General features: G+C 77.1%; 20 protein-coding genes. 10 read left to right on the forward strand and 10 right to left on the reverse strand.

All coding sequences use genetic code 11. The features are described from left to right. Positions 1 to 35: 35 nt before the first annotated feature. From ZF1_RS12330 to ZF1_RS12360, 7 genes are all read right to left on the reverse strand, one after another. The gene (locus ZF1_RS12330) at positions 36 to 1,724 is read right to left on the reverse strand and encodes a PQQ-dependent dehydrogenase, methanol/ethanol family (protein ID WP_251786436.1); all 1,689 of its coding nucleotides are present in this window, start codon (positions 1,722 to 1,724) and stop codon (positions 36 to 38) included. 13 nt (positions 1,725 to 1,737) lie between these two features. After that, the gene (locus ZF1_RS12335) at positions 1,738 to 2,202 is read right to left on the reverse strand and encodes an MSMEG_3727 family PQQ-associated protein (protein ID WP_251786437.1); all 465 of its coding nucleotides are present in this window, start codon (positions 2,200 to 2,202) and stop codon (positions 1,738 to 1,740) included. A 550-nt stretch (positions 2,203 to 2,752) separates the two neighbouring features. Further along, positions 2,753 to 3,520 (reverse strand): ribonucleotide-diphosphate reductase subunit beta, encoded by a 768-nt coding sequence (locus ZF1_RS12340; protein ID WP_482637312.1) that lies wholly within the window; start codon positions 3,518 to 3,520, stop codon positions 2,753 to 2,755. Positions 3,521 to 3,533: 13 nt separating this feature from the next. Then, on the reverse strand, positions 3,534 to 3,740 hold the full coding sequence (locus ZF1_RS12345; RefSeq protein ID WP_482637313.1) for a rubredoxin: 207 nt from the start codon (positions 3,738 to 3,740) through the stop codon (positions 3,534 to 3,536). A gap of 258 nt (positions 3,741 to 3,998) precedes the next feature. After that, a complete protein-coding gene (locus ZF1_RS12350) occupies positions 3,999 to 6,095 on the reverse strand; it encodes a prolyl oligopeptidase family serine peptidase (RefSeq protein WP_482637314.1) in 2,097 nt (698 codons plus the stop codon). 24 nt (positions 6,096 to 6,119) lie between these two features. Continuing rightward, complete coding sequence (gene rnhA / locus ZF1_RS12355; RefSeq protein ID WP_345654553.1) at positions 6,120 to 6,596, reverse strand: ribonuclease HI; 477 nt, start codon at positions 6,594 to 6,596, stop codon at positions 6,120 to 6,122. A 44-nt stretch (positions 6,597 to 6,640) separates the two neighbouring features. Continuing rightward, positions 6,641 to 7,855, reverse strand: coding sequence for a hypothetical protein (locus ZF1_RS12360; RefSeq protein ID WP_349302375.1), 1,215 nt, complete (start codon positions 7,853 to 7,855; stop codon positions 6,641 to 6,643). A gap of 238 nt (positions 7,856 to 8,093) precedes the next feature. On the opposite strand from ZF1_RS12360, the gene ZF1_RS12365 reads away from it, so the two are divergent. Further along, on the forward strand, positions 8,094 to 8,378 hold the full coding sequence (locus tag ZF1_RS12365; RefSeq protein WP_345647521.1) for a hypothetical protein: 285 nt from the start codon (positions 8,094 to 8,096) through the stop codon (positions 8,376 to 8,378). Positions 8,379 to 8,381: 3 nt separating this feature from the next. Here ZF1_RS12365 and ZF1_RS12370 read toward each other — a convergent pair whose 3' ends face one another. Both ZF1_RS12370 and ZF1_RS12375 read right to left on the reverse strand, forming a co-directional pair. After that, positions 8,382 to 9,161 (reverse strand): sporulation protein, encoded by a 780-nt coding sequence (locus ZF1_RS12370; protein ID WP_482637315.1) that lies wholly within the window; start codon positions 9,159 to 9,161, stop codon positions 8,382 to 8,384. A gap of 29 nt (positions 9,162 to 9,190) precedes the next feature. Beyond that, positions 9,191 to 9,649: a hypothetical protein gene (locus tag ZF1_RS12375; RefSeq protein WP_345647527.1), complete on the reverse strand. Its 459-nt coding sequence runs from the start codon at positions 9,647 to 9,649 to the stop codon at positions 9,191 to 9,193. A 138-nt stretch (positions 9,650 to 9,787) separates the two neighbouring features. Here ZF1_RS12375 and ZF1_RS12380 point away from each other — a divergent pair, with 138 nt between their 5' ends. Continuing rightward, positions 9,788 to 11,833 carry a sensor histidine kinase gene (locus tag ZF1_RS12380; RefSeq protein ID WP_482637316.1) on the forward strand — a complete coding sequence of 682 codons (2,046 nt, stop codon included), beginning with the start codon at positions 9,788 to 9,790 and terminating at the stop codon, positions 11,831 to 11,833. Then, the gene (locus ZF1_RS12385; protein ID WP_345647533.1) at positions 11,830 to 12,516 is read left to right on the forward strand and encodes a response regulator transcription factor; all 687 of its coding nucleotides are present in this window, start codon (positions 11,830 to 11,832) and stop codon (positions 12,514 to 12,516) included. The genes ZF1_RS12380 and ZF1_RS12385 overlap by 4 nt, the downstream gene beginning before the upstream one ends. 15 nt (positions 12,517 to 12,531) lie before the next feature. Here ZF1_RS12385 and ZF1_RS12390 read toward each other — a convergent pair whose 3' ends face one another. Then, positions 12,532 to 13,149 (reverse strand): class I SAM-dependent methyltransferase, encoded by a 618-nt coding sequence (locus ZF1_RS12390; protein WP_345647536.1) that lies wholly within the window; start codon positions 13,147 to 13,149, stop codon positions 12,532 to 12,534. 319 nt (positions 13,150 to 13,468) lie between these two features. On the opposite strand from ZF1_RS12390, the gene ZF1_RS12395 reads away from it, so the two are divergent. Genes ZF1_RS12395 through ZF1_RS12425 form a run of 7 tightly spaced genes read left to right on the forward strand, consistent with a single transcriptional unit; the run spans position 13,469 to position 25,894 of the window. Further along, positions 13,469 to 16,939, forward strand: coding sequence for a penicillin-binding transpeptidase domain-containing protein (locus ZF1_RS12395; RefSeq protein ID WP_476654504.1), 3,471 nt, complete (start codon positions 13,469 to 13,471; stop codon positions 16,937 to 16,939). Beyond that, complete coding sequence (locus tag ZF1_RS12400) at positions 16,936 to 19,116, forward strand: hypothetical protein (RefSeq protein WP_405417523.1); 2,181 nt, start codon at positions 16,936 to 16,938, stop codon at positions 19,114 to 19,116. The genes ZF1_RS12395 and ZF1_RS12400 overlap by 4 nt, the downstream gene beginning before the upstream one ends. Next, positions 19,113 to 19,397 carry a hypothetical protein gene (locus tag ZF1_RS12405; protein WP_345647545.1) on the forward strand — a complete coding sequence of 95 codons (285 nt, stop codon included), beginning with the start codon at positions 19,113 to 19,115 and terminating at the stop codon, positions 19,395 to 19,397. Before ZF1_RS12400 ends, ZF1_RS12405 begins: the two co-directional genes overlap by 4 nt. Then, positions 19,394 to 21,196, forward strand: a complete 1,803-nt coding sequence (locus tag ZF1_RS12410; protein ID WP_405417519.1) for a hypothetical protein — start codon at positions 19,394 to 19,396, stop codon at positions 21,194 to 21,196. The genes ZF1_RS12405 and ZF1_RS12410 overlap by 4 nt, the downstream gene beginning before the upstream one ends. Then, the gene (locus ZF1_RS12415) at positions 21,193 to 24,102 is read left to right on the forward strand and encodes a hypothetical protein (protein ID WP_482637317.1); all 2,910 of its coding nucleotides are present in this window, start codon (positions 21,193 to 21,195) and stop codon (positions 24,100 to 24,102) included. Before ZF1_RS12410 ends, ZF1_RS12415 begins: the two co-directional genes overlap by 4 nt. Continuing rightward, positions 24,099 to 25,412 carry a hypothetical protein gene (locus ZF1_RS12420; protein WP_345647554.1) on the forward strand — a complete coding sequence of 438 codons (1,314 nt, stop codon included), beginning with the start codon at positions 24,099 to 24,101 and terminating at the stop codon, positions 25,410 to 25,412. Before ZF1_RS12415 ends, ZF1_RS12420 begins: the two co-directional genes overlap by 4 nt. Then, a complete protein-coding gene (locus ZF1_RS12425) occupies positions 25,409 to 25,894 on the forward strand; it encodes a hypothetical protein (protein ID WP_405417513.1) in 486 nt (161 codons plus the stop codon). Before ZF1_RS12420 ends, ZF1_RS12425 begins: the two co-directional genes overlap by 4 nt. The last annotated feature ends 417 nt before the right edge of the window (positions 25,895 to 26,311 follow it).

Raw genomic sequence — 26,311 nt, forward strand, 5'->3', positions numbered from 1 at the left:
TCTCACAGCGTTCGGGTCCCCGGGGTCGGCCGGATCTACTGCTCGGGCAACGCGAAGCAGAACAACGCGTCGCCCGCGGCCGCACCGAGCAGGCCCGGCAGGAACCCCTCGACCCAGCCGCCCCACCCGGTCGGCACGGCGATGAACTGCCTGCCGTCGACCTCGAAGGTGGTCGGGCTGGAGTGGTGCCCGCTGCCGCACTGGAACGACCAGAGCTTCTCCCCGGTCGAGGCGTCGAGCGCGACGAACTCACCGGTCGGGGTCCCCTGGAAGACCAGGCCGCCCGCGGTGGTGAGCGTCGAGGCGCACATCGGGTACTCGTTGTTCCAGCGCCACTTCTCCTCGCCGGTGAGCGGGTCGATCGCGGCGACGAACCCGTAGAAGTCCTCGATGTCGACGGCGACGCCGGCGCCCCAGTAGGGGATGGACTCCTTGAACTCACGGCGACGCCGGGTGGCGGTCGCCCCGACCTCCTGGACGGGCACGTACATCAACCCGGTCTGCGGGTTGTAGGACATGTGCGTCCATTCCTTGCCGCCCGCCGGGCCCGGCCAGAAGTGCACCGGGACGCCCTCCTCGTCGGGGTAGATCTTCGGCGTCACCTTGCCCTCGGGCGTGATCTCGCCCCAGGTGATCCGGTCGACGAACGGGAACACCCGCACGAGCTCGCCGTTGGTCCGGTCGAGCACGAAGAAGTAGCCGTTCTTGTCCGCGTGGGCGAGCAGCTTGCGCCCGTCCGGCGCGTCGAACAGGACGTTCTCCATCGTGGAGTCGTAGTCCCACAGGTCGTGCGGGGTGAACTGGTAGTGCCACCTGATCTCGCCGGTGTTGACGTCGACCGCGATCGTCGAGTCGGTGTAGAGGTTGTCGCCGGGGCGCACGCCGCCGTCGAAGTCCGGGGCCGGGTTGCCGGTGCCCTGGAACAGCAGCTCCAGCTCCGGGTCGTAGGTGGGCGTCACCCAGCAGTTCGCGCCGCCGCGCTGCCAGGCCTCGCCGTCGTCGGGCCAGGTCTCCGAGCCGGGCTCGCCCGGCTTCGGGACGGTGTAGCAGCGCCAGCGCCGCTCACCGGTCTCCGCGTCGAACGCGTCGAGGTGGCCGCGGACGCCGAACTCCCCGCCGGCGCTGCCGACGATCACCAGGTCCTTGACGATCAGCGGCGCGACCGAGCCGCTCTCCCCGGCGCGGACGTCGCCGTTGACGGTGTCCCACACGACCTTCCCGGTCGTGGCGTCGAGCGCGATGATGTGCGCGTTGAGCGTGTACATGTAGACCTTGCCGTGGCCCACGGCCAGCCCGCGGTTGACGTTGCCGCAGCACAGCGACACGTCGTAGGGCGAGGCGTGCTTGTAGCGCCAGAGCTCCTCGCCGGTCCTCGCGTCGATCGCCCAGGCGCGGCCGTCGGGGCCGGAGACGTACATGACGCCCTCGACGACGATCGGTGACGCCTCGAACGAGTAGGTGGACGCACCGGACTGCATCCCGACGGCGCCGGCCTGGAACACCCAGGCGGGCGACAGTCTGCGGATCGAGTCCTTGTTGATCTGGTCGAGCTCGCTGTAGCGCTGGCCGTCGTAGGTGCCGTAGTAGGTCAGCCAGTTCTGCGGCTCGGAGCGTGCGCCGCGGATCCGGTCGTAGTCCACCGCGGAGGTGGCCGGGGCCTCGCCCCGGACGTTGCTGAGCTGGACGTGCGGGATCGCTTCACCCGCGTCGACGTAGTCCGTCATCTCGGGATCCTTCCTACGGTCGCGGCTGCGGGGGACGGTCGAGCTTGGCGTGGTCGGGTACCTCGCCCCCGATGACGATGGAGCCGGTGAGACCGCGGCCCTCGTCGTTGCCGCTCGCGGAGCCGTAGTAGTACGTGCCCGGCCCGTCGAGGTTGATCTTCGCCGTGCCCTTGGAGTGGTTCACCAGCCAGATGAACTTCGGGTCGCCGTTGCTGGGCAGCACCGCGCAGTGGGTGTTCTTGTCGTCGTTGATGAGGGTCAGCTCGATGTCACCGCCGTGCGGGAGGATGAGCACGCCGGGCTCGTAGCAGATCTCGTCCTCCGGGATCCGGATGGTCGCCCGGAGCACGCCGTCGGGTCCCTCCTCGGCGTAGCCGATGGTCCCGCTGCCGAGCAGCCGACCCAGCGCGAGCCGGTTCTGCCCGTCGAGACCCGCGGCGGCCAGCTGTTCCGCGCGTTCGTCTTCGGTGGTCGTCATTGACACTTTCCTCCCGAGCGCAATTCGTCGGTGGGTACGTGATCACCTTCACACCGCACGGTGGTAAGCGTCAACCCCGTGCGTCCATCAATTCTGCGCCGACGATCATGAACGCGCGAGCTCGAATGCGGAATGATCTCCCGCGAGGGTCCCGGGCTCGGCTCGGACGATCTCTCCGCAGGTCAGGACCGGCTGCGCGGGGCCGCCCCGTTGCCCGGAAACGATTGTCCGGGAACAATCGGAACACTTCTGCGGACCGTGCCGTGGGGTCGTCCGGGAAATGGTGGGAAATGCGGGCGGGTGCCCCGGAAATCGTGGCCGCCGGAGATCGGTGACGTCGGTGCGGCGACAAGCACCGTCGCGGGGGCCGGGGCGGCCGTCCCCGCCGTGACGTGCGACGCCGCGCCCGGGACGGCGCCGTGGGCTCCGGTGTGGACACCCGCGGTCCCCGCCCGCGGAACCGTCCGTGCCCATTCCGTGCAGGCCACGCGGCCGGCCCCGGAGGAATGAAACACATGTTTCCCGAAAGGCGGCGACCGGCGTGGGGGTGTCACCAGAACTTGATGCCCGCCGCCTTCAGCCGACGGCGGTGCTGCTTCACCGCGAGCGCGATGGCCTCGGGGGTGATGAGCCCGGCCCAGACCTTCGACGCGGTCTCACCCTGTTCGAGCAGCGCGTCGGCCTCCTCGCCACCCAGCTCGGCGCTCTGCACCACCCGCGCGCCGAAGCCGATGTGCCAGCGCTCGTCGCGCAGGACCAGCTCGGTCCCGCGGTGCACGCCCGGCAGCGGGACGGACAGCCGGTCCAGGGTCTGGAGCATCGCGTGCTGCCCGGCCAGCAGCACCACACCCTCGATGACCATGTGGTAGAGCCCGACCGCCCCGGTCAGTCCGGTGTGGTCCTCGGCGAGCCCACGGGCGGTCGCCGGCAGCCGGTGCTCGAACAGGTCGACGAGCTCGGAGCTCACCTCGCGTCGCAGCACGTCCAGCCGGTCGGCCGGGGTGTCGCCGGGGACGCCCAGCACCTGCGCGGCGACCAGGTCGAAGAACCGGGCGTGCCGCGCCTCGTCGCGGGCCTGGGCGCGGAACGCGGCCTGCATGGTGTCGTCGAGCGCCGCCGCCTGGTACGAGCCGAGCTGCCCGGCGACCGAGGCCTCGGCGATGCAGAAGCCGGCGACGAGCCCGCGCACGGTCGCCGCCTCGTCCGGCGCGAGCCGGGCCCACGCGTCGCGGTCCGGGCCCAGGTCGAGGTCGGTCTCGTCCCACTGCAGCGACTCGGCCAGCTGGACGAAGTGGTCGTATCCGGCGATCATGACCATGGTCTCGGTGTCCTCACCCCGGGAACTGTTCTCCCGGCTCCAACGGGCGGAAGTCCGACTTGGCGGCGCCGCAGATCGGGCACATCCAGTCGTCGGGGATGTCCTCGAAGGGCGTGCCCGGCTCGATGTCGCCGTCCGGGTCGCCCTCGTCCGGGTCGTAGACGAACCCGCACGGCTCGCAGATCCACAGGGACCGCGTGGCCTGGTCGGACATCGTCATGCTGCTCCCCACGGCGTCGTCGCCCACGCCCGCCGGTGGCCCGTGGCCGGGTCCGGCGGAGGTGTCCCTCCGGCCCAGGGAGCCACAGTGTGAGCGGGGTCGCAAGCGGGCCCGGAGCCCCGTCGCGGGCACCGGTGACCGCCGCGCGTCCGGTCACGCACGGACGCGCGGCGCCCTCACCTGCGACGACGCGGTGTCCGTAGATCAGTTCCGGTCGGCGTCGGTGATCGTCGGAATCGGTGAAACACGTGTTCGCGCTCAGCCGCCGAGCGCGTCCCGGAGGAACCCGACCTGCAGGAGCAGCAGGTTCTCGGCGACGACCTCCTGCGGCGTCATGTGGGTGACGCCCGACAGCGGCAGCACCTGGTGGGCACGCCCGGCCGCGAGCAGCGCCGAGGACAGCCGCAGGGTGTGCGCGGCGACGACGTTGTCGTCGGCGAGGCCGTGCACGACCATCAGCGGGCGGTGCGGCCGGTCCGCGGTCGGCGGGGTCGCGGCGTCGTCGACGATCGACGAGCGGGTGTAGGGCTCGCCGCCCGGCATCCCGAGGTAGCGCTCGGTGTAGTGGGTGTCGTAGAGCGTCCAGTCGGTGACCGGCGCGCCGGCGATGCCCGCGTGGAAGACGTCGGGCCGGCGCAGCACCGCCAGCGCGGACAGGTACCCGCCGAACGACCAGCCGCGGATCCCGACCCGCCCCAGGTCCAGGTCGGGGTAGGCCTCCGCGGCCGCGTGCAGGGCCGCGATCTGGTCCTCCAGCACCGGTCCCGCCAGGTCGCCGTGGATCGCGCGGTCGAACTCCGGGCCGCGGCCGGGGGAGCCACGACCGTCGGTGACCAGCACGGCGAAACCCTGCTCGGCGAACCAGCGGCTGGTCAGGTGCGCGTTGCGGGCCTGCAGCACCCGCTGGGAGTGCGGGCCGCCGTAGGGGTCGAGCAGCACCGGCAGGCGGGTACCGGGCACGTGGCCGGACGGCAGGAACACCGCGGTGCGCAGCTCCCGCTCACCGAAGGAGTGCAGCACCGGGGCCGGGTCGAACCCGGGGTCGACGGCGTGCCCGGCGACCGGGTGCTCGGTCCCGGCGGCGGTGACGAGCACGGCGTGCGGCGCCGTCGCGAGGTCCTGGGACACGCGCACGGTGGTGCCCCCCGCTGCGGTGACGGCGTGCACCCCGGTCGTCGGCGTCACCGCGACCGGCTCGGACCCCGGGGTCACCGACCAGACGGCGACCGAGGTCGGCTCCGTCGAGGCGCGGAACAGGACGGTCTCGCCGTCGATGCCGACGACCCCGCGCACCTGCAGCTCCGGGCCGGTCAGGTAGGCGTCGCCGACGACGAGCCGGCGCGCCCCGCCGGAGTCCTCGGCCCGCACCAGCGCCCCGGACGCGGTGCGCGCCGGGACGCCCGGCACGTTCTCCACCCACACCGGGTCGGTCTGGGAGTGCAGCGTGGTGGTCCGCCCGGTCGCGGGGTCGACGGCCAGGGTGCGGACCTCGCGCTGGTCGCGCGGCTGGACCGACAGCAGCGGGCCGTGTGCGTCCCAGCCCGCGGTGGCGAGGTACTCGTAGGTCTCGTCGTCCCAGGTCACGGGGGTGCGGCTGCCGTCGAGCGCGACGACGACCAGCCCCACCCGGGCGTTCGGGGTGCCGGCGGCGGGGTAGCGGACCGTGGTCGGGACGCGGTCGGGGTGCGCCGGGTCGGCGATGTGCCAGCGTGCGACCGGCGACTCGTCGACCCGGGCGACGAGCAGCGCGCCGCCGTCGGGGGACCACCAGAACCCCCGGTGGCGGTCCATCTCCTCGGCCGCGGCGAAGTCGGGCAGGCCCCAGGAGACGTCGTCGCCGTCGGGGGTGAGCACGGCCGTCGTCGTGCCGGTCGTGAGGTCGTGCAGGTGCAGCGCGCCCGCGGCGACGAAGGCCACCCGGGTCCCGTTCGGGTCGATCCGCGGGTCCACCACGGCCTCGATCCCGCCGACATCGAGCGGGCGCACGTCCGGCTCCCCGGTCAGCGCGACGGTGAACGGCCGCCCGGACAGTGCGAACACGGCGCGGGTGACCGCGGCGTCGGTGGTGTACCCGACGACGCCGCCCGCCTGCTCCCGGACCCGCTCGCGCCGGGCCCGCTCCGCGGCGGGCAGGTCCTCCTCGCCCGGCAGCCCGGGTACCGACGCCGGGTCCACGAGCAGCCGCTCCGCGCCGGTCGCGGCGTCGACCGACCACAGGCAGGTGACCGGGTCGGTACCGGACCGGCTGCGCAGGAACACCGCCCGCGACCCGTCCGGGGCGACGGTGAACCCGCGGGGGACCCCGAGGGTGAAGCGGCGGGTGCGGGCGTGCAGGCGGGGGAACGAGTCGGCCACGCGGCCGACGCTATCTCCCCGGCGTCACCGCGTGCGGGACGGCCGCTTCCCGGACGCCCGTCCGCCCGCCTCCTCGCAGCCGCGGGCGGCGAGCCGGTCGGCACGCTCGTTCTCCGGGTGCCCGGCGTGCCCCTTCACCCAGAACCAGGTGACGTCGTGCCGGCGGACGGCGGCGTCGAGCTCGCGCCACAGGTCGTCGTTCTTCACCGGCTCCCCGGCGGCGGTCCGCCAGCCGCGGGCCTGCCAGCGCGGCAGCCACCGGGTGATGCCGTTGCGCACGTAGGTGCTGTCGGTGTGCAGGTGCACCACCGAACGCCGGGTCAGACAGTCCAGGGCGCGGATGGTGGCGGTGAGCTCCATCCGGTTGTTCGTGGTCGTCGACGGTTCCCCGCCGTGCAGCTCGCGCTCGTGCTCGCCGTAGCGCAGCACCGCGCCCCAGCCGCCCGGGCCGGGGTTCGGCACGCAGGCGCCGTCGGTGAAGATCTCCACGACCGCCGTCACGGCCGGTGACGCTATCTGTGGCGGACCGGCCGCGGCGGCGCGGGTCAGTAGATCCGGTACGCCTCGCGGGAGGTCGCGAAGCCGTGCCCGGTGCGCGCGTCCCGGCACTCGACGCCGGTCCGGCGGCTCACGCAGGTGACGTCGCCGCGGGTCAGGTGGGTGCCGTAGCCGAGCTCGGCGGTGCCGCGGGCGCGGACCCGCTCGCCGCCGCAGCTCGGCCCGGCCCCGGCGGCGCGCAGCACCAGCCCGGTCCCGGAGCGGAACGTGCACGCCGGGTCGTCCGGCGGGGACCAGGCTCGGGTACGGGTGTCGCAGCGGGTCTCGGCGCCGTCGATCCGGCACGTGATGTTGCCGCTGGGGGAGCGGAATCCGGACCCGGCGAACGCCGCCGGGTCGGCCGGGGCGGTCCCCGCGACGAGGTCGGCGGGTGCCGGCACCGGCTCCTGTGCGGCCGGGGCGGCGGTGCCCGGCGCCGGGCCGTTGTCGGCACCCGGGGACTCGGCGCCCGCGGCGGCCGCGACCGCGAGCAGCAGTGTCGCGCCGACGGCGAGGGCCGCCCCGCGGTGCCCGGCGCCGCCGGGCAGGGCCCGGCCGAGGGCGCCGTCCAGCCCGGTCACCGCCCGCGAGATCCGGTCCCCGGCGCCGCCGGCCCGAACGGCGACCGCCGCCCACGCCCCGGCACCCGGACCGGACGGTGGCCGGGCCTGCGGCGCGGTGTGCCCGGGCGCACCCCACGACGCCGGGTGCCCGCCCCCGGCCGGCGGCGCGGTCGCGGCGCCCCGGGGCACGGGTGCGGCTGGGCCCCACGACGCGGTGGACCACGGACCGGGTGTCGGCGCCGGTCCGGCCCACGGCGCGCCGGGCGCCGCGGGGCGTGCGACGCCGGGTGGCGGCCCGCCCCATGCCGGCGGTCCGTCGCCCGGCTCCCCGGCCGGGACGGCCCCGGCAGCGAGCGGGGCGGCCGGGGCGGCGGCGCCCGGCAGCCAGGGCGGTCGCGGTGCCGGGACCGTGCCGTGCGGTCCGGCCGCGGGCCCCGGAGCGGGTCCGGCACCCGCCGCGCCGGGGCCGGGGACGGCCGCCCCCGGGGCGGCACCGCCGTCGCCGGGACGGCGCGGCGGCGGGACGGCGGCCCGGTCCAGCAGGTCCGCGGGCCGGTACCCGTTGCGGGGCCGTCCGTCCGGCGGGGGCGGGCCGGAGCCGGGCCGGTCGGGCCGATCGGGACGGTGCGGGGGACGGTCGTCGGCGTGGGGAGCGCTCATCGCGATCGGACGCTAGGTGAGGGTTGCGGCCCGCACAGCGGCCGTTTGGCGCAGTCACGGCGGCCGGTCGCTCCGTCACGCTGACCGTGCGTGGTCGGCGCGCGGGTGCCGCGCGGTCCGGCGGCCCCGCCCGCTCGGGTGCCGCACGTCGCGCGTCCCGCACCGGCCACCGAGTGCCGGGCGCCGTCCGGCGGGGCGGTGCCCCGGGCGGGGGAGCCCGGCGTGCCACGCTGGGGCAGTGAGCCAGGCGCTGTACGAGGTCACCGTGAACGCGTTGCTGGACCGGGACCGCCCGCTCACCGCCGCCGGCTGGGACGCGGCGGCCGCCCGGGTCGGCCGGGACCGGGCGCCGCTGCTGCTGGCCGAGCTCGACGACGCGGGCCTGCTCCCGCCCGCGCTGCTGGCGTCGGCGGTCCCGGAGGCCTGGGCCGGTGCCCGCGACCCCGTCGACCGGCTGCCGCGTGCGCGGTGGGCGGAGCTGTTCGCGGCGGCCGGGCTGCCCGTCCCGTCGCCCGGACGCTGAGGGTCAGCCGAACAGGCCGCGCCGCCGGGCCAGCTCCGCCATGTGCCCGCGCATCTCGGCCGCCCAGTCGTGGGCGTCCAGCACGTCGTAGGGGATGGTGAACCGGACGATCCGGTCGCCGCCGGCGTCCAGGAAGCCGCCCCGCCGGTCGCCCTCCAGGAGCAGGTCCATCGCGTGCGGTCCGGCGAGGAAGGACACCTCGACCTCCTTCAGGCCGCGCGCCAGGTCGGGCGGCGGTGCGAACTCGATCTCCTGGTAGAAGCCGAACTCGGCACCGGGGACCCGGCCCTTCTCCACGTCGGAGCGCAGGAACCGGCAGCCGGCCCGTTCGAACCCGGCCAGGATGGTCTGCTGCGGAGGGGTCGGCTCGATCCGCACCGGGTCCAGGTCGCCCTTGTCCAACGAACCGGCGATGTCCAGCTCGGTGCGCAGGCCCACCCGGACCCCGGGCAGGTCCCGCCCGTGCACCGTGGTGAACGGCGACTGCCACGGCACCCCGAACCGGAACGGGACCGACCGCCGCTCGCCCGGATGCAGCTCGAACGCCCCGGTCACCCGCTGCTCGGCGAACGACGTCGTGGAGCGGTACTCGTTGTCGCCGGACTCCACCTCGACCACGGTCTCCAGGCGCAGTGCGAGGAAGTTGATCCGCTGCAGGAACTCGCCGCCGACGACCTCGACCACGCCGTCCAACACGCCACCGGGCTGCGCGACCGGGGTGTGCACCACCGTGTCGACCGTCGTGCCCCCACCGAACCGTGCCTTGAGCTTCTTGAACACCATCGCCGCCCCTGGTCGTCGTCAGGGGCAAGCTAGCGGGTGCCGGCCGGGGACGGGGCGGATCCGGCGGACCGGTCCCCGGCGGCGACGTGCCGCCGGGACGTGGGCAGGCAGAGCAGCCCGGCCACCAGCACGTCGACCACCAGGAACGCGATCGACTCGGTCTCGCCCTCGGCGAGGATCTTGTAGCAGCTGAAGTAGACCCATGCCGCGAGGACGCAGGTGAGCAGGTGCCACGGCGCGCGCCGGCCGGCCCACACACCGGGCAGGCACGCCCAGGCGGTGATCACGGTGGTCAGCCCGACGGCGGCGAAGGCGGTGGCGGCGGGGCTCCCGGCGTCCGGGTTGACCTCCGGCGGCGCGAGCACCCCGAAGTAGACGAGGCCGAACGCGCCGAACCCCATCCGCACCGCGACGACGACACTCGCGACGACGACGGGCACGGGCGGGCGGCGGGACGCGACGGTGGCGGGCGGTACGGGGACGGTCACGGCGTTACCTCCGGAGCTGCTGGGCGGACGGCCCGATCCTGACCTCGGGGCCGCCCCGTACACCCGATCCGTCCGTCCCGTCCCGTCCGGGACCTCCGGTCCCGTAACGACGGGACACCCGTGGGCGAGCCTGGTTCGATGGCCACTCTCGCGTCGCACGGGCTCCGTACCGCGCCTGCGCCGGACGGCCGTGTGGTCGCTGCCTGCACCGTTGCGGCGGTCGTGCTGGCGGTCGGCGGGGCGGGATGCGTACTGCTGGCCGTCAACGTCGCGGCGGGTGCCCCGTCGAGCAGTGGCCTGGGCGGGTTCTGGCCCATGCAGGTCGTGGGCTTGGTGACCTACGGCGTCGTCGGCGGGCTGCTGGTGGCCCGCCGCACCGCGGGTGTGCTCGGCCCGGTCTTCCTCGTCGTGGCGCTGAGCCAGGCCGCGTCACTGTTCGGCCGCGAGTACGGCGTGTACGGCCTGCAGGTCGTCGACGGCCTGCCGGCCGACCGGTGGCTGTTCTGGTCGCACACCTGGTCGTGGGTGCCGGGCCTGCTCGCGCTGCTGGTCGTCGTGCCGCTGCTGTTGCCCGACGGGACCCTGCCCTCGCAGCGGTGGCGCCCGGTCGTCCTGTTCGGCGTGTGCGCGATCGCGGTCGCGACGACCCGGTGGGCGACCACCCCCTATGAGCTGCTGGACGGCCCCGCCACGGACGCGGCGATCGGGCCGAACCCGCTGGCGCTTTCCCCGGGTCCCTCCGCCCTGGTCGGCGGGGTCGCCGCCCCGCTGGTGGCGCTGGGGGTCGTGCTGGCGGCCGCCGGGCTGGTGGCGCGGTGGCGGCGGGCCGGGCCGGACGGGCGCCGGGCGCTGTCCTGGATGCTGTACGGCGTCGCGGTGACGGTCGCGTGCGAGGTTGTCGCGATGGCCACCGCGAGTGTCCTCGCCGCGGCCCTCGCGGTCGGTGCGCTGCCCGTCTGCTGCATGATCGCCGTGAGCAGGCATCGGTTGTGGGACCTGCAGCTGGTGGTCGGGAGGTCGCTGGTCTACGGCGGGCTCTCGGTGGCGGTCGCGGTCGCCTACGCCGGCGTCGTCGGCCTGCTCGGCGGGGCGATCGGGGTGGGCACCGGCGCCCCGATCGTGGGGACCGCGGTCGTGGCGATGCTGGTGCTGCCGCTGCACCACGTCCTGCGCCGGGTGGTGAACCGGCTGGTGCACGGCTCGCCGGAGGACCCCCATCGGGTGATCACCCGGCTGGCGATGCGGCTCGGCGCGGCCGTGCCCGCCGACCAGGTCGCGTCGTCGGTCCTGCCGGACATCCTCACCGAGGTCTCCAGGACGCTGGGCCTGCGGCACCTGTCGCTGGAGACGGCGGACGGCCGGATCTTCCCCGACGGCTCGCCCCCCGACGGTCCGGTGCAGGAGCTGGCGCTGCGACACGCCGGACGGCGGGTGGGCGTGTTGCGCGCCGTACCGGTGCGAGGCGGGCTGACCCGGTCCGAACGGCGTGCGCTGACCGACGTCGCGGCCCAGGCCGCGGTCGCGGTGCACGCCCTCGCGCTGTCCGACGAGCTCCGCCGGGAGCGCGAACGGGCGGCCGCGGCCAGGGAGGAGGAGCGGGACCGGCTGCGCCGCCGGCTGCACGACGGGGTGGGCACCGCCCTCGCCGCCGCGAGCCTCCAGGCGGACAGCGTCCGGGACCTGATCGACGAGTCCCCGGACGAGGGACGCGCGGTCCTGCACCGGCTGGGTGCGCAGCTGCGGGACGCGGTCCGCGACGTCCGGGCGATCACCCGGGACCTGAGGCCCGCGCTGCTCGACGAGCTGGGGCCGGAGGGTGCGCTGCGCGAGCTGGGTGCCCGGTCCAGCACACCCGCGTGCGCAGTCGAGGTCGAGTTGGGGGAGCTCGGTCCGCTGCCGGCGGAGGTCGAGCTCGCGGCCCACCTGCTGGTGGCCGAGCTCGTCACGAACGCGTGCCGGCATGCCGACGCCACTCGGGTGCGGGTCTACGCGCACCGGCGCGAGGGCTTCCTGCTGGTTCGGGTTTCCGACAACGGTCGGGGCACCCGGGCGGCCGCGGGCGCCTCGCCGGGCCTGGGGCTGCACTCGTTGCGCCGGCGGGTCGACGGGCTCGGCGGCACCCTGGAGGTGTGGGAGGGTCCGGGGACCATCGTCGAGGCGGCGTTACCGGTGCCGCTCCGATGAGCGGGCAGCCCGCTGGGCCGTCCGGGCTGCCGACACCCGTCCGTGTGCTGATAGTCGACGACCACCCGCTCTACCGCGAGGGCCTGCGCGGCGCGCTGCGCACGATGGCCGGAATCGAGCCGGTGGGAGAGGCCGCCGACGGAGCCGAGGCCGTTCGGCTCGCCCGGGAGCTCGCGCCGGACGTCGTGCTGATGGACCTGCAGATGCCGGGTGTGGACGGGATCGACGCCACACGAACGCTGTGCGCCGCACGACCGGGACCGGCGGTGCTGGCGCTCACCATGCTGGATGAGGACGAGACCGTCGGTGCCGCGCTGCGCGCCGGGGCGTCCGGCTACCTGCTGAAGGACGCCGACCGCGCCGAGATCGACCGGGCGATCAGGCACGTCGCGCAGGGTGGTGTGGTCGTCGGCCGGGGCGTCGCGGGCGGAGTGCGCCGACGATGGGCCGAGCCTCCGCCCGACCCGGCCCGGATGGCGTTCCCCGACCTGACCGACCGGGAGCGCGAGGTTCTCGGGCTCGTCGCCGAGGGCCTGACCAACGCCGCGATCGCCCGCAGGCTGCACCTGTCGGAGAAGACCGTACGGAACAACGTTTCCGTGGTCTTCGCGAAGCTCGGTGTGCGCAGCAGGTCGGCCGCCGTGGCGACCGCCCGGGACGCCGGGCTCGGCGCGGCCCGCTGATCGGCGCGCACGGGTTCAGTGCGCCGAGGCCGGTCGACCCTCCCGGTCGCGCAGCCGCAGCCGGTACCAGTGCGGTGCCGTGCGGCTCATCGGCCAGCCCAGGCCCGCGGTGCCGGCCGGCTCGGCCGCGACGACGTCCCAGCCGTCGAAGGCCTCCTCGACCTCCGCCCGGGACACACCGCCGACCACCGACCGGAACCGGCCGGGGCCGAACGCGAGCATCAGTACCGTCGATCCCGGGTTGGCCAGCGCGGTCACCCCGCGGCCGGTCGCACGCCGGTCGTCGGGGCCGAACCCCTGGAAGCAGCCGACGTCGAGGAACAGGTCGAACGTGCCGAGACCGGCCCCGGGCAGGTCGGTCACGCTGCCCACGACGTAGGTCGCGCCGGTGTCCCGCCGGGCGGCGTCGATCGCGGCCGGCACGGCGTCGATCCCGACGGCGTCCCAGCCCCGCCGGGCCAGCTCGGCGGTGTCCCGGCCCCGGCCGCACCCGAGGTCGAGCGCTCGCCCGGGCGGGCGGCCCCGCTCCGCCTCCTCCCGGTCCAGCCGGGCGCCGGTGCCCTCCGCGGTGAGCCGCCCGTAGCGCTCCCACGGGGTCAGCCCCATGCGGTACAGCCGTGCGTAGTTCGTCACCGGGACCACCGGCCCCGGTGGGGCGGTTCGGGCGGCAGCCTCATGGAGTCCTCCGGCAGGGCGGGTCGGGCACCCAGGATGCCGTTCGCGGTGTCCCGGCCGCACGGGCCGACGGTCCCGGATCCCCGGGGCCGCCCGGCGTGCGGCTCGGACCGGTCCGGGGGCCGCGGCGCAGCCGCCGGCACGGCGGCTCGTCCCCAGTATTGGGGCGGCGGCCGGGACGCCGGTAACGGATCGTCGCGCGGACCGACGTATCGAACGTGATCGACAGTTCCGACGCAGGACCGGCAGACCGTCCGGGGGCGGGGGTCCGCGGCACGTGCTGACCTGGCTCGTGGATCAGCTGCTGCTCCGCGCCGCGGCGAACCTGGTCGTGCTGGCCGGGCTGGTCGTCTCGGCCGGGGTCACGGCCCGGCTGCTGCTACGGCCCGGGTCGGCGCCCGCGGTCGCCGCGGCCGGTGCGGTCCTCCCGCGCGGTCCCGGTGGGCGGGGCGGGGCCGCCCAGCTCGTCGCCGGGCCCGCGCTGGTGACGGCCGGGTTCCTGGCCTCCGGCGCCTCGGACGTGGCCTGGTCGCTGATCGGGGTGCTGCTCGTCGCGCTGTGCGCCGGCCTGGCGTCGTGGCTGCTGCGGGTGGCGCACCGGGACCGCGGCGAGGACCGGGTCGCGCCGGCCGCGCTCGCCGTCCTCGGGGCGACCTCCGCGCTGGCCGTCACCGGCGTGCTGCTGGTGGTGCGGCTGGTCGTGGTGCCCGACCCGGACGCCGCGACGTCCGCGATCGTCGAGGGACCCACGGTGCGGACCGCGGTGGAGACCCTGGTCCTGCCGTTCGCCGTGGTCGCCGCGGTGTGCGCGGTGCTGCTGCTGGTGCGCGCCGGACGGCTGCGGGTCGTCCGCCGCGGGGCGGCGGCCCTGCTGGACCGGGTGACCCGGCGCCGCCGGGCCTCCACCGGGCGGCGCTGGGAGTCCACCCTGCTGCTGGAGGGGCTGCTGCTGGTGGCGGTGCTGGCACCGCTGGTCGAGGGATCGCCGAACCTGACGGTCGCCCGGATCGCGACCCCGGAGTACGCCAAGCCGCTCTACCTGCTCGTGCTGGCGGTGCTGCTGGCGAACCTGGCGGTGCTGTTCCACCCGCCGCAGGGCTGGCGGGCCCGCGAACGGTCGACCTGGCGGCCGATCGTGCCGCTGGCGATCGTCGCGTTCGGTAGCGCCGCGCGGTCCGACCTGGGGCCGCTGGTCCCGGCGCTGGCCGGGATGCTCGCCATGTACTGGTCGGTGCTGCGCGCCGAGGCTCGGGCCGCGCAGCTGCGATCGGGCGCCCCGGACGACGCGGCCGGGCGACGCCGGGTCCGCCGCGAGGCGCTGGCAGCCGGGCGACCGCTGCTGATCCCGGCGCTGGGCTCGCTGGCGGCGCTCGGTCTCGCGGTCCTCGCCCACCCCTACATCGCGAACCGGGTGCGCACCTGGTGGGAGCCGTGGGTGTACCCGTGGGTGTCGCCGTGCGTGCCGCCGCCCGCCGGGTCGGCGCCGCCGTTCGAGGTCCCGGACGGCAGCGTCGCCTGCCAGGAGGCGCTGCAGACCTACGTCGCGGGGCGGCTCTCGCAGATCTCGCAGAGCCTCGCCGCGGTCGCCGACGGCGGGCTGTGGGGTCGCGGGCTGCCGGACACGATCACCGGCCGGATCCCGGCCGGCTCGACCGACTTCGTCCTCGCGGTGACCTGGAACAAGCTCGGCGGGCTGGCCGTCCTCGCGCTGTCCGTGCTGGTCGTGCTGCTCGGGGTCGCGCTGGTCACGCTGTACCGCGACCTGCGCCCGGGCGCCCGCGCCGGGGACCCCGGACGGCTGCTGGCCGCCGGCGCGGCCGGGATGCTCGTCGGGCAGTACCTGTTCGTGCTGGCGGCGACGCTGAACGTGGTGCCGCACTCCGGCATCACCGCGCCGTGGCTGTCCCGCGGCGGGCAGTCGACGCTCGCGGTGACCCTGGTGGTGCTGCTCGCCGTCGCGGCCGGCTACCGCGGCGGCCGCCCCGCCGCACCCGACCCGCGCCCGGCCCGGCCGGCGCTGCGCACGACGGCGGCCACCGCGGGCGCGCTGGCCCTGGCCGCCTGCGTCCTGATGACCGGCTGGGTGGTGGTCCGCCCCTACTCCGGGCACGCCGAGGACCTCCCGCTGTGCCGGGACCCGCTGGTCCCGGTCGACCCCGACCGGTGCACCACCGACCGGTTCCGCACCGCGCGGGCCGCGGTGACCGTCACCCTGGCCGGGGTGCCCGCCTACCGCCAGGAGCGGGCCGGGGCGGGCTGGGTCCCGGTCGGCGAGCCCGCGGTGACCCGGGCCGACCTCGCCGGGATCCTGGACGACGGCGGGGGCGGCATGGTCGACGCCGCCGTCGTCGAGCAGGCGGGCGGGGTACCGGTCACCTCGGCCCTGCGACGGCTGGTGCCGCCGGTGCTGACCGGCACCCCGGACGTGCAGCTGGACCTGACCGTGGACCCCGCGCTCCAGCACGCCACGGCGACCGCGCTGGACGCCGAGGCGGGCGGCCCCCCGCTGGCCGGCGGCGCCGTCCTGCTGGACGCCCGCACCGGGCACGTGCTGGCCGCAGCCTCGGTGCCGGCCGCGGTGCAGGACGCCGCCGACCCGGCGGTGGAGGCGGCCCGGCAGGAGGCCAGGGACGCGGTCAACGACGGCCGGGCGATGGGGGAGCGCCGCGCGGACGGCAGCATCCGTGACCTGACCCCGGACGAGGCCGACGCGTGCCGGGACGACCGGGTCCCGGACGACCCGCAGCGCTGCTGGCGCTGGCTGGCCGGGCCGGCCGGGGACACCGCGGAGCTGCGCCGCTACGTCGGCGACGACCCGGACGCGACGGTCCCGGCGGCCGGCGTGGACCGGGCCACGGCCGGGCGCTACGGCGTCGGCTCGACGTTCAAGGTGGTCGTCGCCGCGACCTACCTGCGTCGCCCCGGCACCGGGGCCGAGGACCGGATCCCGGCGCCGCAGCAGGTCGACCGCCCGGGGACGGCGCCGGTGCGCAACGCGGGCCGCGGCGCCTGCGCCGGCACCGGCGACGACGGCCGGATCTCCCTGCGCACCGCGCTCGCGGTGTCCTGCAACACCGCCTTCGCCGCGCTCGCCGCCGAGCTGGGCTGGCCGGCGATCCGGGACACCGCCGTCGACCTGGGGTTCGGCACCCCGACCCGGGCCGCGGACTGGCGCTCCGGGCCGGACTTCGGCGCCGCATCGCTGGTCCCCGACGACGACGCGTCCGGCCTGGCGAACCTGGCCCTCGGCGGCGGCACGGTGCAGGCCTCCCCGCTGCAGATGGCCTCGGTGATGGCGACCGTCGCCGCGGACGGCACGGCCTCCGCGCCCGGCATCGTCGGCGGCGCCCGGGCGAGCGGGACGTCCGGCCCGTCGGTGGCCACCGAGCCGGAGCGGCGCCGGGTGCTCACCCCGGAACAGGCCGGTGAGCTGCGCCGCGCGCTGGGGGCGACGGTCGAGTCGGGCACCGCGTCCCGGCTGCGGCTGCCCGCGGCCCTGCGGGACCGGCCGGCGGGTGAGCGGGCCTGGGTGAAGACCGGCACCCACGAGCTGTTCCCGCCCGGGACCGACCCGCCGCGCGAGGTGTTCGCCCGGCAGGTCGCCTGGATCACCGGGTTCGTGCAGACCGGCGGCGGGCCGGTCGCCTTCGCCGTCGCACTGGAGACGCGGGACGAGGCCGCGGGGGCGGCCCGGGCCCGCGCGATCACCGAAGCACTGCTGGACGCCGTCGTGGAGGGACGCCGATGACCGGCCATGGAGCGGACGAGAACGAATCGGTCGGCGTCGCCGCCGTGGCCGCGGCGACCGCCGTCGTCACCCGGTACCGCCAGGCGGGCTGCCCGGACGGCACCCGGATCGAGGTGGAGGTCTGCACCCCGGTCGCACTGGGGCACGCCCTGGAGGCCGACGTGACCGAGCAGCTGCAGCGGCTGCCCCGGGCGCTGCCACCGCTGCAGTCAGTCGGTGTGCTGTTCCGGGCGGGCGCCACCCGGTCGGTCAGCGCGCACGTCCGCCCGGTGCACGGGGGACCGGCGCCCGCGCCGTCGCCGGTTCCGGAGCCGCGGCCGGCAACCGGCCCGACGCCGCCGGCCCGGCACCTGCGCCTGGTGTGGGACGGGGCGGAGCTCGGCTTCCACCTGCCGCCGCTGCGCGGCCCGGTGGCGCTGCTGCGCCCGGTGTCGTCGGGCACCACCGCACCGGACGCGATCCGGCTCCCGCCGGGGCTCGCGGTGGTGCCCAGCGGGCACCTGCTCGACATCGTGCCGGACGGCGGTGGGCACGCGGTGCGCCGGACCGCCGAGCGGGACGGGGTCGAGGTCACCGTGGACGGCGTCCCGCTGGCCCCGGACGGCGGGCAGCGCCGGCTCGGCGAGTCCGGCACGCTACGGTTCACCGCGGTCCGCGGGACCGCCGGGGTGCTGCTGGACTACGAGCTCCTCGCCCCGGACGCGGCCGGCCCGGACCACCGGGCCGCGACCGTCGAGGGCGACCTGGAGCCGGAGGCGGTGCGGGTGCGCGCCGACTTCGAGCCGGTCGATATCCTGGTCGACCCGCCCGCGGCCCTGGACGTGGCCCGGCCGCAGTTCCCGGTCTGGGTGGAGGAGGACGTCTGGCTGGTCGCCGACCAGCTCACCACCACCGGGGTGACCGTCGGTGGCACCCAGCGCTGGCACGTGAAGCTCTACCTGTGCGCGACCGCGCAGCACGCCGCCGGGCTGCGCAGCCACCTCGGCGAGCGGTCCGAGGCGATCGGCCGGCTCAACGCCCGCGCCCGCAGTACGGGCGCGGTGGACGGCGAGCAGCTGGCGATGACGCCGGTGTACGTGGCGCGGCCGCCGTCCGAGGCGGCGCCGGTGGAGCACACGGTGGCCCGCCCGGTCGCGGAGCCGCTGGTCGGCGGGCCGGGCAGCGGTTTCGTCGGCTGGTTCGCCCGGGGCGACAACCTCGACCCGGACCGGGTGGTGGTGACCGTGTCCCGCTGGTTCGCGCCGGTGGAGTGGACGGTCAACCCGGCCACCCCCGGGCTGGAGCAGCTGGACAAGCTGCGCCCGGTCGGGGTCGCGATCGACCTGCTGCACGAGCTGGGCTGGTCGCACGGCGACGTCAAGCCGCAGAACGTCTGCTGGCAGCCCGGCGGGCGCTACGTACTGGTGGACGCGGACTCGCTGGTCCGCACCGGCCGGGTCGACGATCTGCGCCCGACCTGGGCCTACGCGTCGCAGGCGGTGCGCGAGGCACTGATGCCGGTGGTCGGCGCCGACCCGGCGGCGGCGGTCACCGCCCCGCTGCGGGGGCCCGCCGCGGGCACCGGTGCCGGGTACGAGGACCGTGGGGCACACACCGGCGAGCACGACCGGTTCGGCTTCGCGCTGCTGGTGCTCACCGCGCTGGGGGGCAAGGGTCTCACCGACGCCCTGGTCGAGACCGTGGACCGGCCGGCGGTCCCGGTGGCCGGCGGCTCACCGGACCGGCCACCGGAGCGGCGGGTCGACCGTCCCGGCGAGGTCGGGGCGACGCTGTGGAACCGGTGGCCGGGCGGACGTCCGGCACTGATCGGGGCGTTGCAGGAGGCGTTCGCGGAGCCGGTGCTGCGCGGTGCCTGGTCGGCCGCCGGCTGGCTGGGTCGGGTCGCCGACCGAGCCGCCGCCGACCACGCCGAGCTGGGACCGCGGGACCGGCCCGAGGAGCCCTGGGAGCCCGACCCGTCGCTGCGCGGGATCCACCGGGCGGTACTGGCCGACCAGGTCCGCGCCGCCGACCGCGCGGCGGCGGCCGCCGTCCTGCTCACCGAGGAGATCCGCAGGCGGGCCGAGGACACCGCCCGCCGGTACGCGCTGTACACGTCGTCGCTGGTGCTGCTGCTCGGCGTGGTCGCCGTGCTGGTGCTGGTGGCGCTGCTGACCCCGACCGGAGGAGTCCGATGAACGCGCTGCGGCGCCGTGTGCTGACCGAGCGGCTCGACCGGGAGTGCGGGGTAGACCGGCTCGTCGGCGACCTCGCGATCCCGGTGGCCGACTGGGCCTCTCCCGGCGCGGCCCCCGCCCGCGGCGCGGCCGACGCGGTCGAGTCGGAGATGCTGGCGTTGCTTGCCCGGGCCGAGCGGGCCGGTAAGTGGCACGGCGCGGTGACCGGGCTGCTGTGCAGCGTGCCGGTGGTGCTGCTGGTTCTGCTGACCGTCCCAGTCGTGCTGGCGGTGCTGCGGTGAGCGCCCCCGGTGCGGTGTTCGGGCGGTGCCCGGTCTGCGCGGCGGACCTGGGCACCCCGCCCTCGGCCGGGGCCGGCTGGCGGCCGCCGAGCGTGCAGCTCGACGTCTGCCTGGCCGGGGACAACGAGGTGTCCGGCTGGTGGGTCCGGACGTTCCCGGACGCCGCGGGCGGGGTCGCCCAGCGGGTCAGCGACGGCTTCGACCCGGACCAGGTGCGCCGCCGCTACCACCTGTGTGGCGAGGGCCACCTGTTCCTGGTCGGCTCCGGGCGCGACGGCGGCCCGGACACCCGCACCCAGTTCCGCAACGTGGTGGCCGCGATCGGGTCGGTGGCCAGCGGGAAGAGCTACCTGATCTCGCGCACGATCGCCCAGACACCGGTGCTGACCGCCCGGCGCCGGCGCGGCGCGGACACCGCGCTGCGGTACCGGGTGCCCTCGGTCACCGACGACATCGAGGACCGCCCGGGCCGCGCGCTGCGCACCGCCTACAACCGCACCCGGGACTTCTCCCAGCCGATGAGCCCCACCAACCTCGACGACCTGATGCCGGTCCGGCTGCTGACCGCCATCGACCGCGGTCTCGCGGTGCACGTGGCCGAGGTGCACGCCGACGTCGCCGGGGTCGCGGATCCGGCGGAGCGGCCCGGCGCCGCCGGCTGGGGCATGCAGATCCGCCAGCCCGTCGTGCTGCGGACCGAGCTGTCCGCCCGGGACGGTTCCCCGGCCGAGCACGGCTGGACCGGGATCGCCGACCTCGCCGGTGAGTCGATGCACCGGCGCCGGGTCGGCGACGAGGACCAGGAACAGCTGCTCGCCAGCCTGGGCGGGCTGATCTGGGTGGTCGACCCGGCCGTCGACACGCGGCTGACCGATCTGGTGGAGGCCGCGCTGCGCGAGCACTCCCGGGGCGGGGGGACCGACTCGCGGGCGGTGATCGCGGCCAGCAACCGGTCCGACACCGCGGACGTGCGGCAGGTGCAGAGCGTGCACCAGGGACTGCAGGCCGAGATCGCACTCTCGCTGGCCGGCAACGACGGACCGCTCGGGACCGACGGCGCGCGCCGCGTCCTGATGGTGGCGGTGAACAAGGCGGACCTGGTCCGGATCGCGCTGACCACCGGCGCGGGCGGGTTCGACGAGATCGACGGCGGCAGCGGGGCCGTGCGCGAGGGCATGACGCAGTACCTGCACTACGTGCTGGACCGCACCGGCCCGGACGCGCACCGGCACGGGGTCCCGCTACACCCTGGGCCGGGCCTGCGCGAGCTGCTGGACGGCCTGCGCGCCAGCGACGAGGACACGGTCGACCTGCTGGTCGACCGCCTGGTGAGCGCGCTGTACCGGCACTACGGCAACGCGGACCGGTTCTGGGGTCTGGTGCACGACGGCGCGGCCGCCGCCATCGAGCTGCCCGGCGGCTCGGACAGCCGGGTACCGCCGTCGGTGCCGCTGCGGGTGCCCTCGCTGCAGGACCACCTGGCCGACGCGCTGCAGCGCGGGGCCGGCTCGCAGCTGCAGCTGCGCGACGTCGTCGCCGGGGCGATCGGGTGCGGGCTGCTGACCGCGCTGGAGCACACCGCCGCGGTCGGTGTGCTGCTCGACGAGCCCGGATGCGAGGTACGGATCTTCCTCTGCTCGCCGCTCGGCGAGGTGCCGACGCAGCTCGACGGCGGCGGCGCCGACCACCGGCCCGCGGTGATGCCGTTGGACTCGGCCGCGGTGTTCCCGGTGCTCAACCGGGAGTCGGCCGGGCTCACCCAGCTGTTGCTCTCGATCGTGTCGGGGGTGCGGTCGTGACCGCCCCGGCGCCGGTGCGGGTGTGGTTCGGCGACAGGACCCGTGGCTACGTGCCCGACCTGGAACGCACCGGCGACGTGCCGCGGGCGTTCCTGGACGCCGCGTCCCGGCTCGGGATGCAGCCGCCGGAGGGCCTGGCGGCCCGGGCCACGGGTCCGCTGTTCACGCTGCGCCGGGTCGAGGTCGGCGGCCACGGCAGCCACCTGTGCCTGACCGAGCAGCTCGTCGGGAAGGACGTGGGGCGGGCCGGTGGCTGCGTGTTCACCTTCGCCGCCGCCGACCTGGCGGACGCCGCGGACCTGTGGCCGCGGACACCGCCCGGTGTCGCGGACACCGCGGCCACGGCACGGGTGACCGACGTGCTGCGCACCCTGCACCAGCGGCCCGACGCGCCGGTGCTGCGGATCCCCGGCACCCCGGCTGAGGCCTCCGCCGCCATCGGCACGCTGCTTGCGGCGCTGCCGTCGCCGCTGGTCGACGGGCGGGTGTGGGCGTCCTGCCTGACCTCGGTGCCGGGCCCGGCGGACCGGTCGTCGTTCGTGACCGGCGGCTGGTCGGACGGGATGCGCCGGGACCTGCCGGACGCGGCGGCCAGCGTCGACCGCTGGCTGGACGGGGCCGCGACGCCGTCGCCCGCACCGGACGAGCTGGACGGGCGCACCGAGCGGGCGCTGTCCTGGCTGGCCCGCCGGGCCGGGCAGGGTGACGCGCACACCGTCGTCGCCGGGTCGGCGTCGCTGGCCGAGGTGGTCCGGCACGTCGTGCGGCACCACCTGCCGGTCGACCGGGCCGACGTGCCCGCGCTGGTCGCGGACGGGCAGCAGTGGGAGCGGCTGGCCGACTCCGCGGTGACCGTGCGCGAGTTCGCCGGGCTGGACCCGGAGCGGGCGATGGAGCTGGTCGGCCCGGTCACGGCGGCGCCCGCCGGACGCCCCGACCGGGCCGCCGAGGTGCTGTCCGCGCTGCTCACCGGCATCGCGGACGGGCCCGGACCGGACCGGACCGACACCGGTCCCGGGCTGAGCCCGCCACCGCTGGACCCGGCGCACTCGCCCGGCTGGGGCCGGACCCTGGCCGACGCGCTGATCCGGGTCGAGCCGGACGAGCACCAGCGGGCCCGGCGCGTGCGGTACTGGCTGCTTGGACCGGGCCGTCCGCTGGAGCCCGGCGACCTGCGGGACGAGGCGCACGACTGGCTGCGCACGGTGCTGCCGGACCCGGCGGCGCACCCGGAGGTGTTCGAGCTCCGGCCGGCCGAGATCGCCCGCCGGCTGCTGGACCGGGGCGGCATCGAGCCGTGGATCGTGACCCGGCTGGAGAACGACCCGGACCGGACCGCTCTGGTGCACGGCGCGCTGCACCGGCTGCCGGACGCCCCGCCGCCGGTCGCCGGTGCCCTGGTCCGGCTCGGCCGGGACTGCGGGATGCGCCCGTCGGAGATCGCGGACGCGGTGCGCGCGCTGCTCGACCTCGACACCCCGCGCGAGGGGAGTACCGGCTGGGTGTCGGCGGCGGTCGAGGCGGTCGAGGCGGTCGGGCCCGGTGCGCGGACCCTGCGCGCGGTGATCGGGCTCCTGCTGGGCCGGCTCGACGAGTGGGGCGAGGCCGCCGACGCCGGCACCCTCCGGGCCTGGGCCCGGACGGTCCTCGACGACCCGTCGGCCGCGGGCGTGCAGCGGACGGTCGCGCGCAGCGTGCTCGCCGACCCGGCGCCCGGCCCGCCCGGAGACGCCGTGGCACAGGCCGGTGCCGTCGTCCCGGCCCGGGCCCGGGGCGGCGAGCCGGTCCGGCGCCGCTTCCGGCCGGGCGGCCGGACCGCCGCGGACCCGCTCCGCGACGACCCGGCAGGCGACGGCCGGGGCACCGGTGCCCGGACCGGCGGGACCGGGACTCCGGGCGACCCGGCCGACCGGGACCGGACCGTCGGCGGCCGGGCGCACCGAAGCCACCCGGGCGCGGCACGCGGCGGTGCCCCGGACGCCGAGCCGTGGAACACCGGCGCCCACGCCGGGCCCGGACGCCCGGGGGGTTCGGCCCGGCCCCGCGGTGCGACCGCCGGAGCGACGCCCGGGGCGGCCGCCGCCGGGGCCGCGGTCCCGACCGGCTGGTCGCTGCTGGGACGGTTGCGCGGCTGGTGGCGCCGGGACCCGGCGGCCGATGCTGCGGACCGGGCGCCGGCGGACCCGGACGCCGGGTCGGGTCCGGACCTGGGCGCCACCACGCGGCTGCCGGTCTTCCGGGGGGACGGGACCGCACCGGGGCTCGCCCGAGATGCCCGGACCGACCGGCCCGGTGCGGCGGACCTGTCCGGCCCGGCCGATGGGCTCGGCCCGACGGATCGGCTCGGCCCGGTGGATCACGCGGAACCACCCGGTGCCGCGGCCGGGCCGGACCGGGCAGTGCACCCCGACCGGTCCGACCGCCGCGATCTCCCCGACCGGGTCGACCCCGACAGCTGGTCGCGCCGGCCGGACCCCGGTGCGCGCACCGGCGCCGTCCCGGCCGCGGGCCCGGAGCTCGAGGTGGGCCGCCCACGGCGGATCCCGGGTGCGCCCGCGGCCGGCGGCCGGACGACGGCCCGGGTGGTCGCCGTCGTCGCCGTGCTGCTCGGGCTCGGTGTGATCGTCGCGGGGCTGTACTGGTGGCCCGGCGCGGACGGCCCGTCGCCGTCGTCGCCGCCCGCCTCGACCGCACCCGGGGTGCCCGCCCCGGCACCGTCGGGCACCGCGCCGCAGGGCGGGGCGCCGTCCTCGGCGGGGACGGCGCCGGACACGGCGGCGACGCCGGGCGGGACGGTCGCGCCGGACGGCACCCGGCCGGCCGGCGGCGCGGCCGGGACGGGGGCGGACACCCCCGGTGGCGCGGCCGACCCGGCCTCCGGCCGCGGAACGGAGGTCGACCGGTGACCGGCCCGCAGGCGGCCCCGCCGTCGCACGACGACGAGCGGCCCGACCGCCCGACGGCGGCCCGGGCCGTCTCGGCGCTGCTGTCGTCGATGCTCGGCGAGCTGTCCCGCCGTCCGGACGCGGCGCGACCCAACGGGCGCCAGCTCGGCGCCCTGCTCCGGGCCGGGCGTGCCGAGGCGGACCGGATCGCCCTCGGTGACCCGTCGACCCCCGGTGCGACGCTGTGGCGGCTGGACGGCCCCGGCAGCCTGCGCGACGCGGCCGACCGGGTGGTCCGCCGGGCCAGCACCGTCGCGGTCCTCGTCCCGGTGCTGCTGACCTGGCTGCTGCTGGGCGCCGCGGAGGCCTACTACGCGCGGCAGCACGCTGCGACCGCGCCGGGGCTGCGCCCGTCGTTCTTCGCGGACTGGATGTCGGCGCCGGCCTGGCGGGGGCCCGCCGCGCTGTCGGCGCTGATCGTGCTCAGTCTCGGGCTGATCATGCTGTCCTACGCCAGGGCGGCCCGCGACCAGCGCGCCGCCGACGACCTCGACCGGTGGGCGCAGGAGCAGGAGACCACGCTGGTGGTGCCGCTGGAGCGGCTGCGCTCGGCCGTGGCCGCGGCGGACTCCACCGACCGGTCCGGCCGGGCCCTGACCCAGGCCGCGCACCGGATGGAGGCCGCCGCGACGTCGCTGGCGGGCAGCCGCGGCGTCGTCGACCAGCTGGGCCGGACCCTGGCCGGGCTGGCGTCGTCGGTGGGCGAGCTGTCTCGGGCGGTCCCCGAGCTGGGCAGGCAGTCCGCCGCGCTGGGCGAGACCGACATGCGCCTGCGGGCCGCCGCGGCGGACCTGGACCGCCGGGCCGCACCGCTGGTCGAGGCCGTGCACACGGTCGAGTCGGCCGCCGAGGCGGCCCGGGCCGCCGGGCACGACGCGGGCCGCGCCCGCGACGAGGCCGCCGACCTCGCCGACCGCACCGCGGAGCTCGCCGAGCGCGCCGAGCACTTCCGGTCGGCCCTCGCCGAGGCGCGGGCGCCGGTCACCGCGGCCGGCGAGACGATGACCTCGACCAGCGACCGGCTCGCCGAGACGGCGACCACGCTGGCGACGACGGCCGCCGACCTGCGCGCCGTGGTGCGCCGGGTCAACTGGCTGGGGCTCGTCGCCGACGGGCTCCGGCACCCCGACGACGCCCCCGGTCACGACGATCCGGACCACGACGCCCCGGAGCGCGACGCCCCGCACCACGACACCCCCGGACCCGACGGCAACGGCTCCCGGCCCGCCCCGGCGGCCCGCCCCGGCCGGCCGGCGGAGGAGCCCCGATGAGGCGACGGTCGCGCGCGGCGGCCGGACCGCCGGCGTTCGCGATCGCCGGCTGGCTGTTCGCGGAGCTCGCGGCGATCCTGATGATCGTCGCCTTCGCGTCGGCGGACTCGCCCCAGGAGGTGCCCCGGCAGGAGGGACCCGGGGCGGGCCGGGAGGACCAGGGGGTCCTGCTCACCCCGGTGACCTTCGTCCTCCCGGTGCCCGCCGGCGACGACGGCGGCGGGACCGTCGCCCGGTTCCGGACCGACCTGGCCCGGGTCGTCGGACCGGACCGGTCGGTCGGCCTGGCGCTGATGTTCGGGGTGTCCCGCGACCCGGGCCGGCCGCTCGCGGGCACCGCGGTGTCCCGCCGGCTCGTGGAGCTGGTGCGGGACCTGCCGGAGCTGGAACGGGCCGCGGACATCCGGCCCTACCTGGGCGACAGCGAGGACGGCGCGCCGGGGGAGGTCCGGGTGGAGCTGTTCCTCCTGACCGGGTCGTGAGGGCCCGCCTGCGCCGGCTGCTCCGGTGGATCGGGTGGCGGCCGCCGGCACGGCGCGGAACGGGCGGCCGGGTTCCGGGGCGCCCGGGTGCCGGGGGGACCCGGCCGGTCCGGCGGCCCGGTGCGGGGGCCGGTCCGGCCCGGCCCGGCGCGCACGGCGGCCCGAGCGACGGGGTCGGCCGCCGCGGCGTCCCCGTCGCCGCGTCCGGTGAGTGGCCCGGGTTCGACGACGGCACCGCACCCGCTGACGGGCCCGGCGGCGGCGGTCGCGGGGCAGGTGGGTCGGGCCGCGGCCGGGCGAGTGGCCCGGCGCGTCCGGGAGCGGGCTCCGGGGACCGGTACCCGGCCGACCCGGCGCCCCGGCCCGGGCCAGGGTCGGGGACAGGGACGGAGCGGGCCGCCGGCACCGCCCGGTTCC

The organism is Pseudonocardia sp. ZF1 (genome assembly GCF_056835605.1).

What these genes read in the sequence shown, in the direction of transcription:
- ZF1_RS12330 (WP_251786436.1), bottom strand. Translation starts at nt 1,724, where the DNA reads ATGACGGACTACGTCGACGCGGGTGAAGCGATCCCGCACGTCCAGCTC.
- ZF1_RS12335 (WP_251786437.1), bottom strand. Translation starts at nt 2,202, where the DNA reads ATGACGACCACCGAAGACGAACGCGCGGAACAGCTGGCCGCCGCGGGT.
- ZF1_RS12340 (WP_482637312.1), bottom strand. Translation starts at nt 3,520, where the DNA reads ATGGTCATGATCGCCGGATACGACCACTTCGTCCAGCTGGCCGAGTCG.
- ZF1_RS12345 (WP_482637313.1), bottom strand. Translation starts at nt 3,740, where the DNA reads ATGACGATGTCCGACCAGGCCACGCGGTCCCTGTGGATCTGCGAGCCG.
- ZF1_RS12360 (WP_349302375.1), bottom strand. Translation starts at nt 7,855, where the DNA reads ATGAGCGCTCCCCACGCCGACGACCGTCCCCCGCACCGTCCCGATCGG.
- ZF1_RS12370 (WP_482637315.1), bottom strand. Translation starts at nt 9,161, where the DNA reads ATGGTGTTCAAGAAGCTCAAGGCACGGTTCGGTGGGGGCACGACGGTC.
- ZF1_RS12380 (WP_482637316.1), top strand. Translation starts at nt 9,788, where the DNA reads ATGGCCACTCTCGCGTCGCACGGGCTCCGTACCGCGCCTGCGCCGGAC.
- ZF1_RS12385 (WP_345647533.1), top strand. Translation starts at nt 11,830, where the DNA reads ATGAGCGGGCAGCCCGCTGGGCCGTCCGGGCTGCCGACACCCGTCCGT.
- ZF1_RS12400 (WP_405417523.1), top strand. Translation starts at nt 16,936, where the DNA reads ATGACCGGCCATGGAGCGGACGAGAACGAATCGGTCGGCGTCGCCGCC.
- ZF1_RS12405 (WP_345647545.1), top strand. Translation starts at nt 19,113, where the DNA reads ATGAACGCGCTGCGGCGCCGTGTGCTGACCGAGCGGCTCGACCGGGAG.
- ZF1_RS12425 (WP_405417513.1), top strand. Translation starts at nt 25,409, where the DNA reads ATGAGGCGACGGTCGCGCGCGGCGGCCGGACCGCCGGCGTTCGCGATC.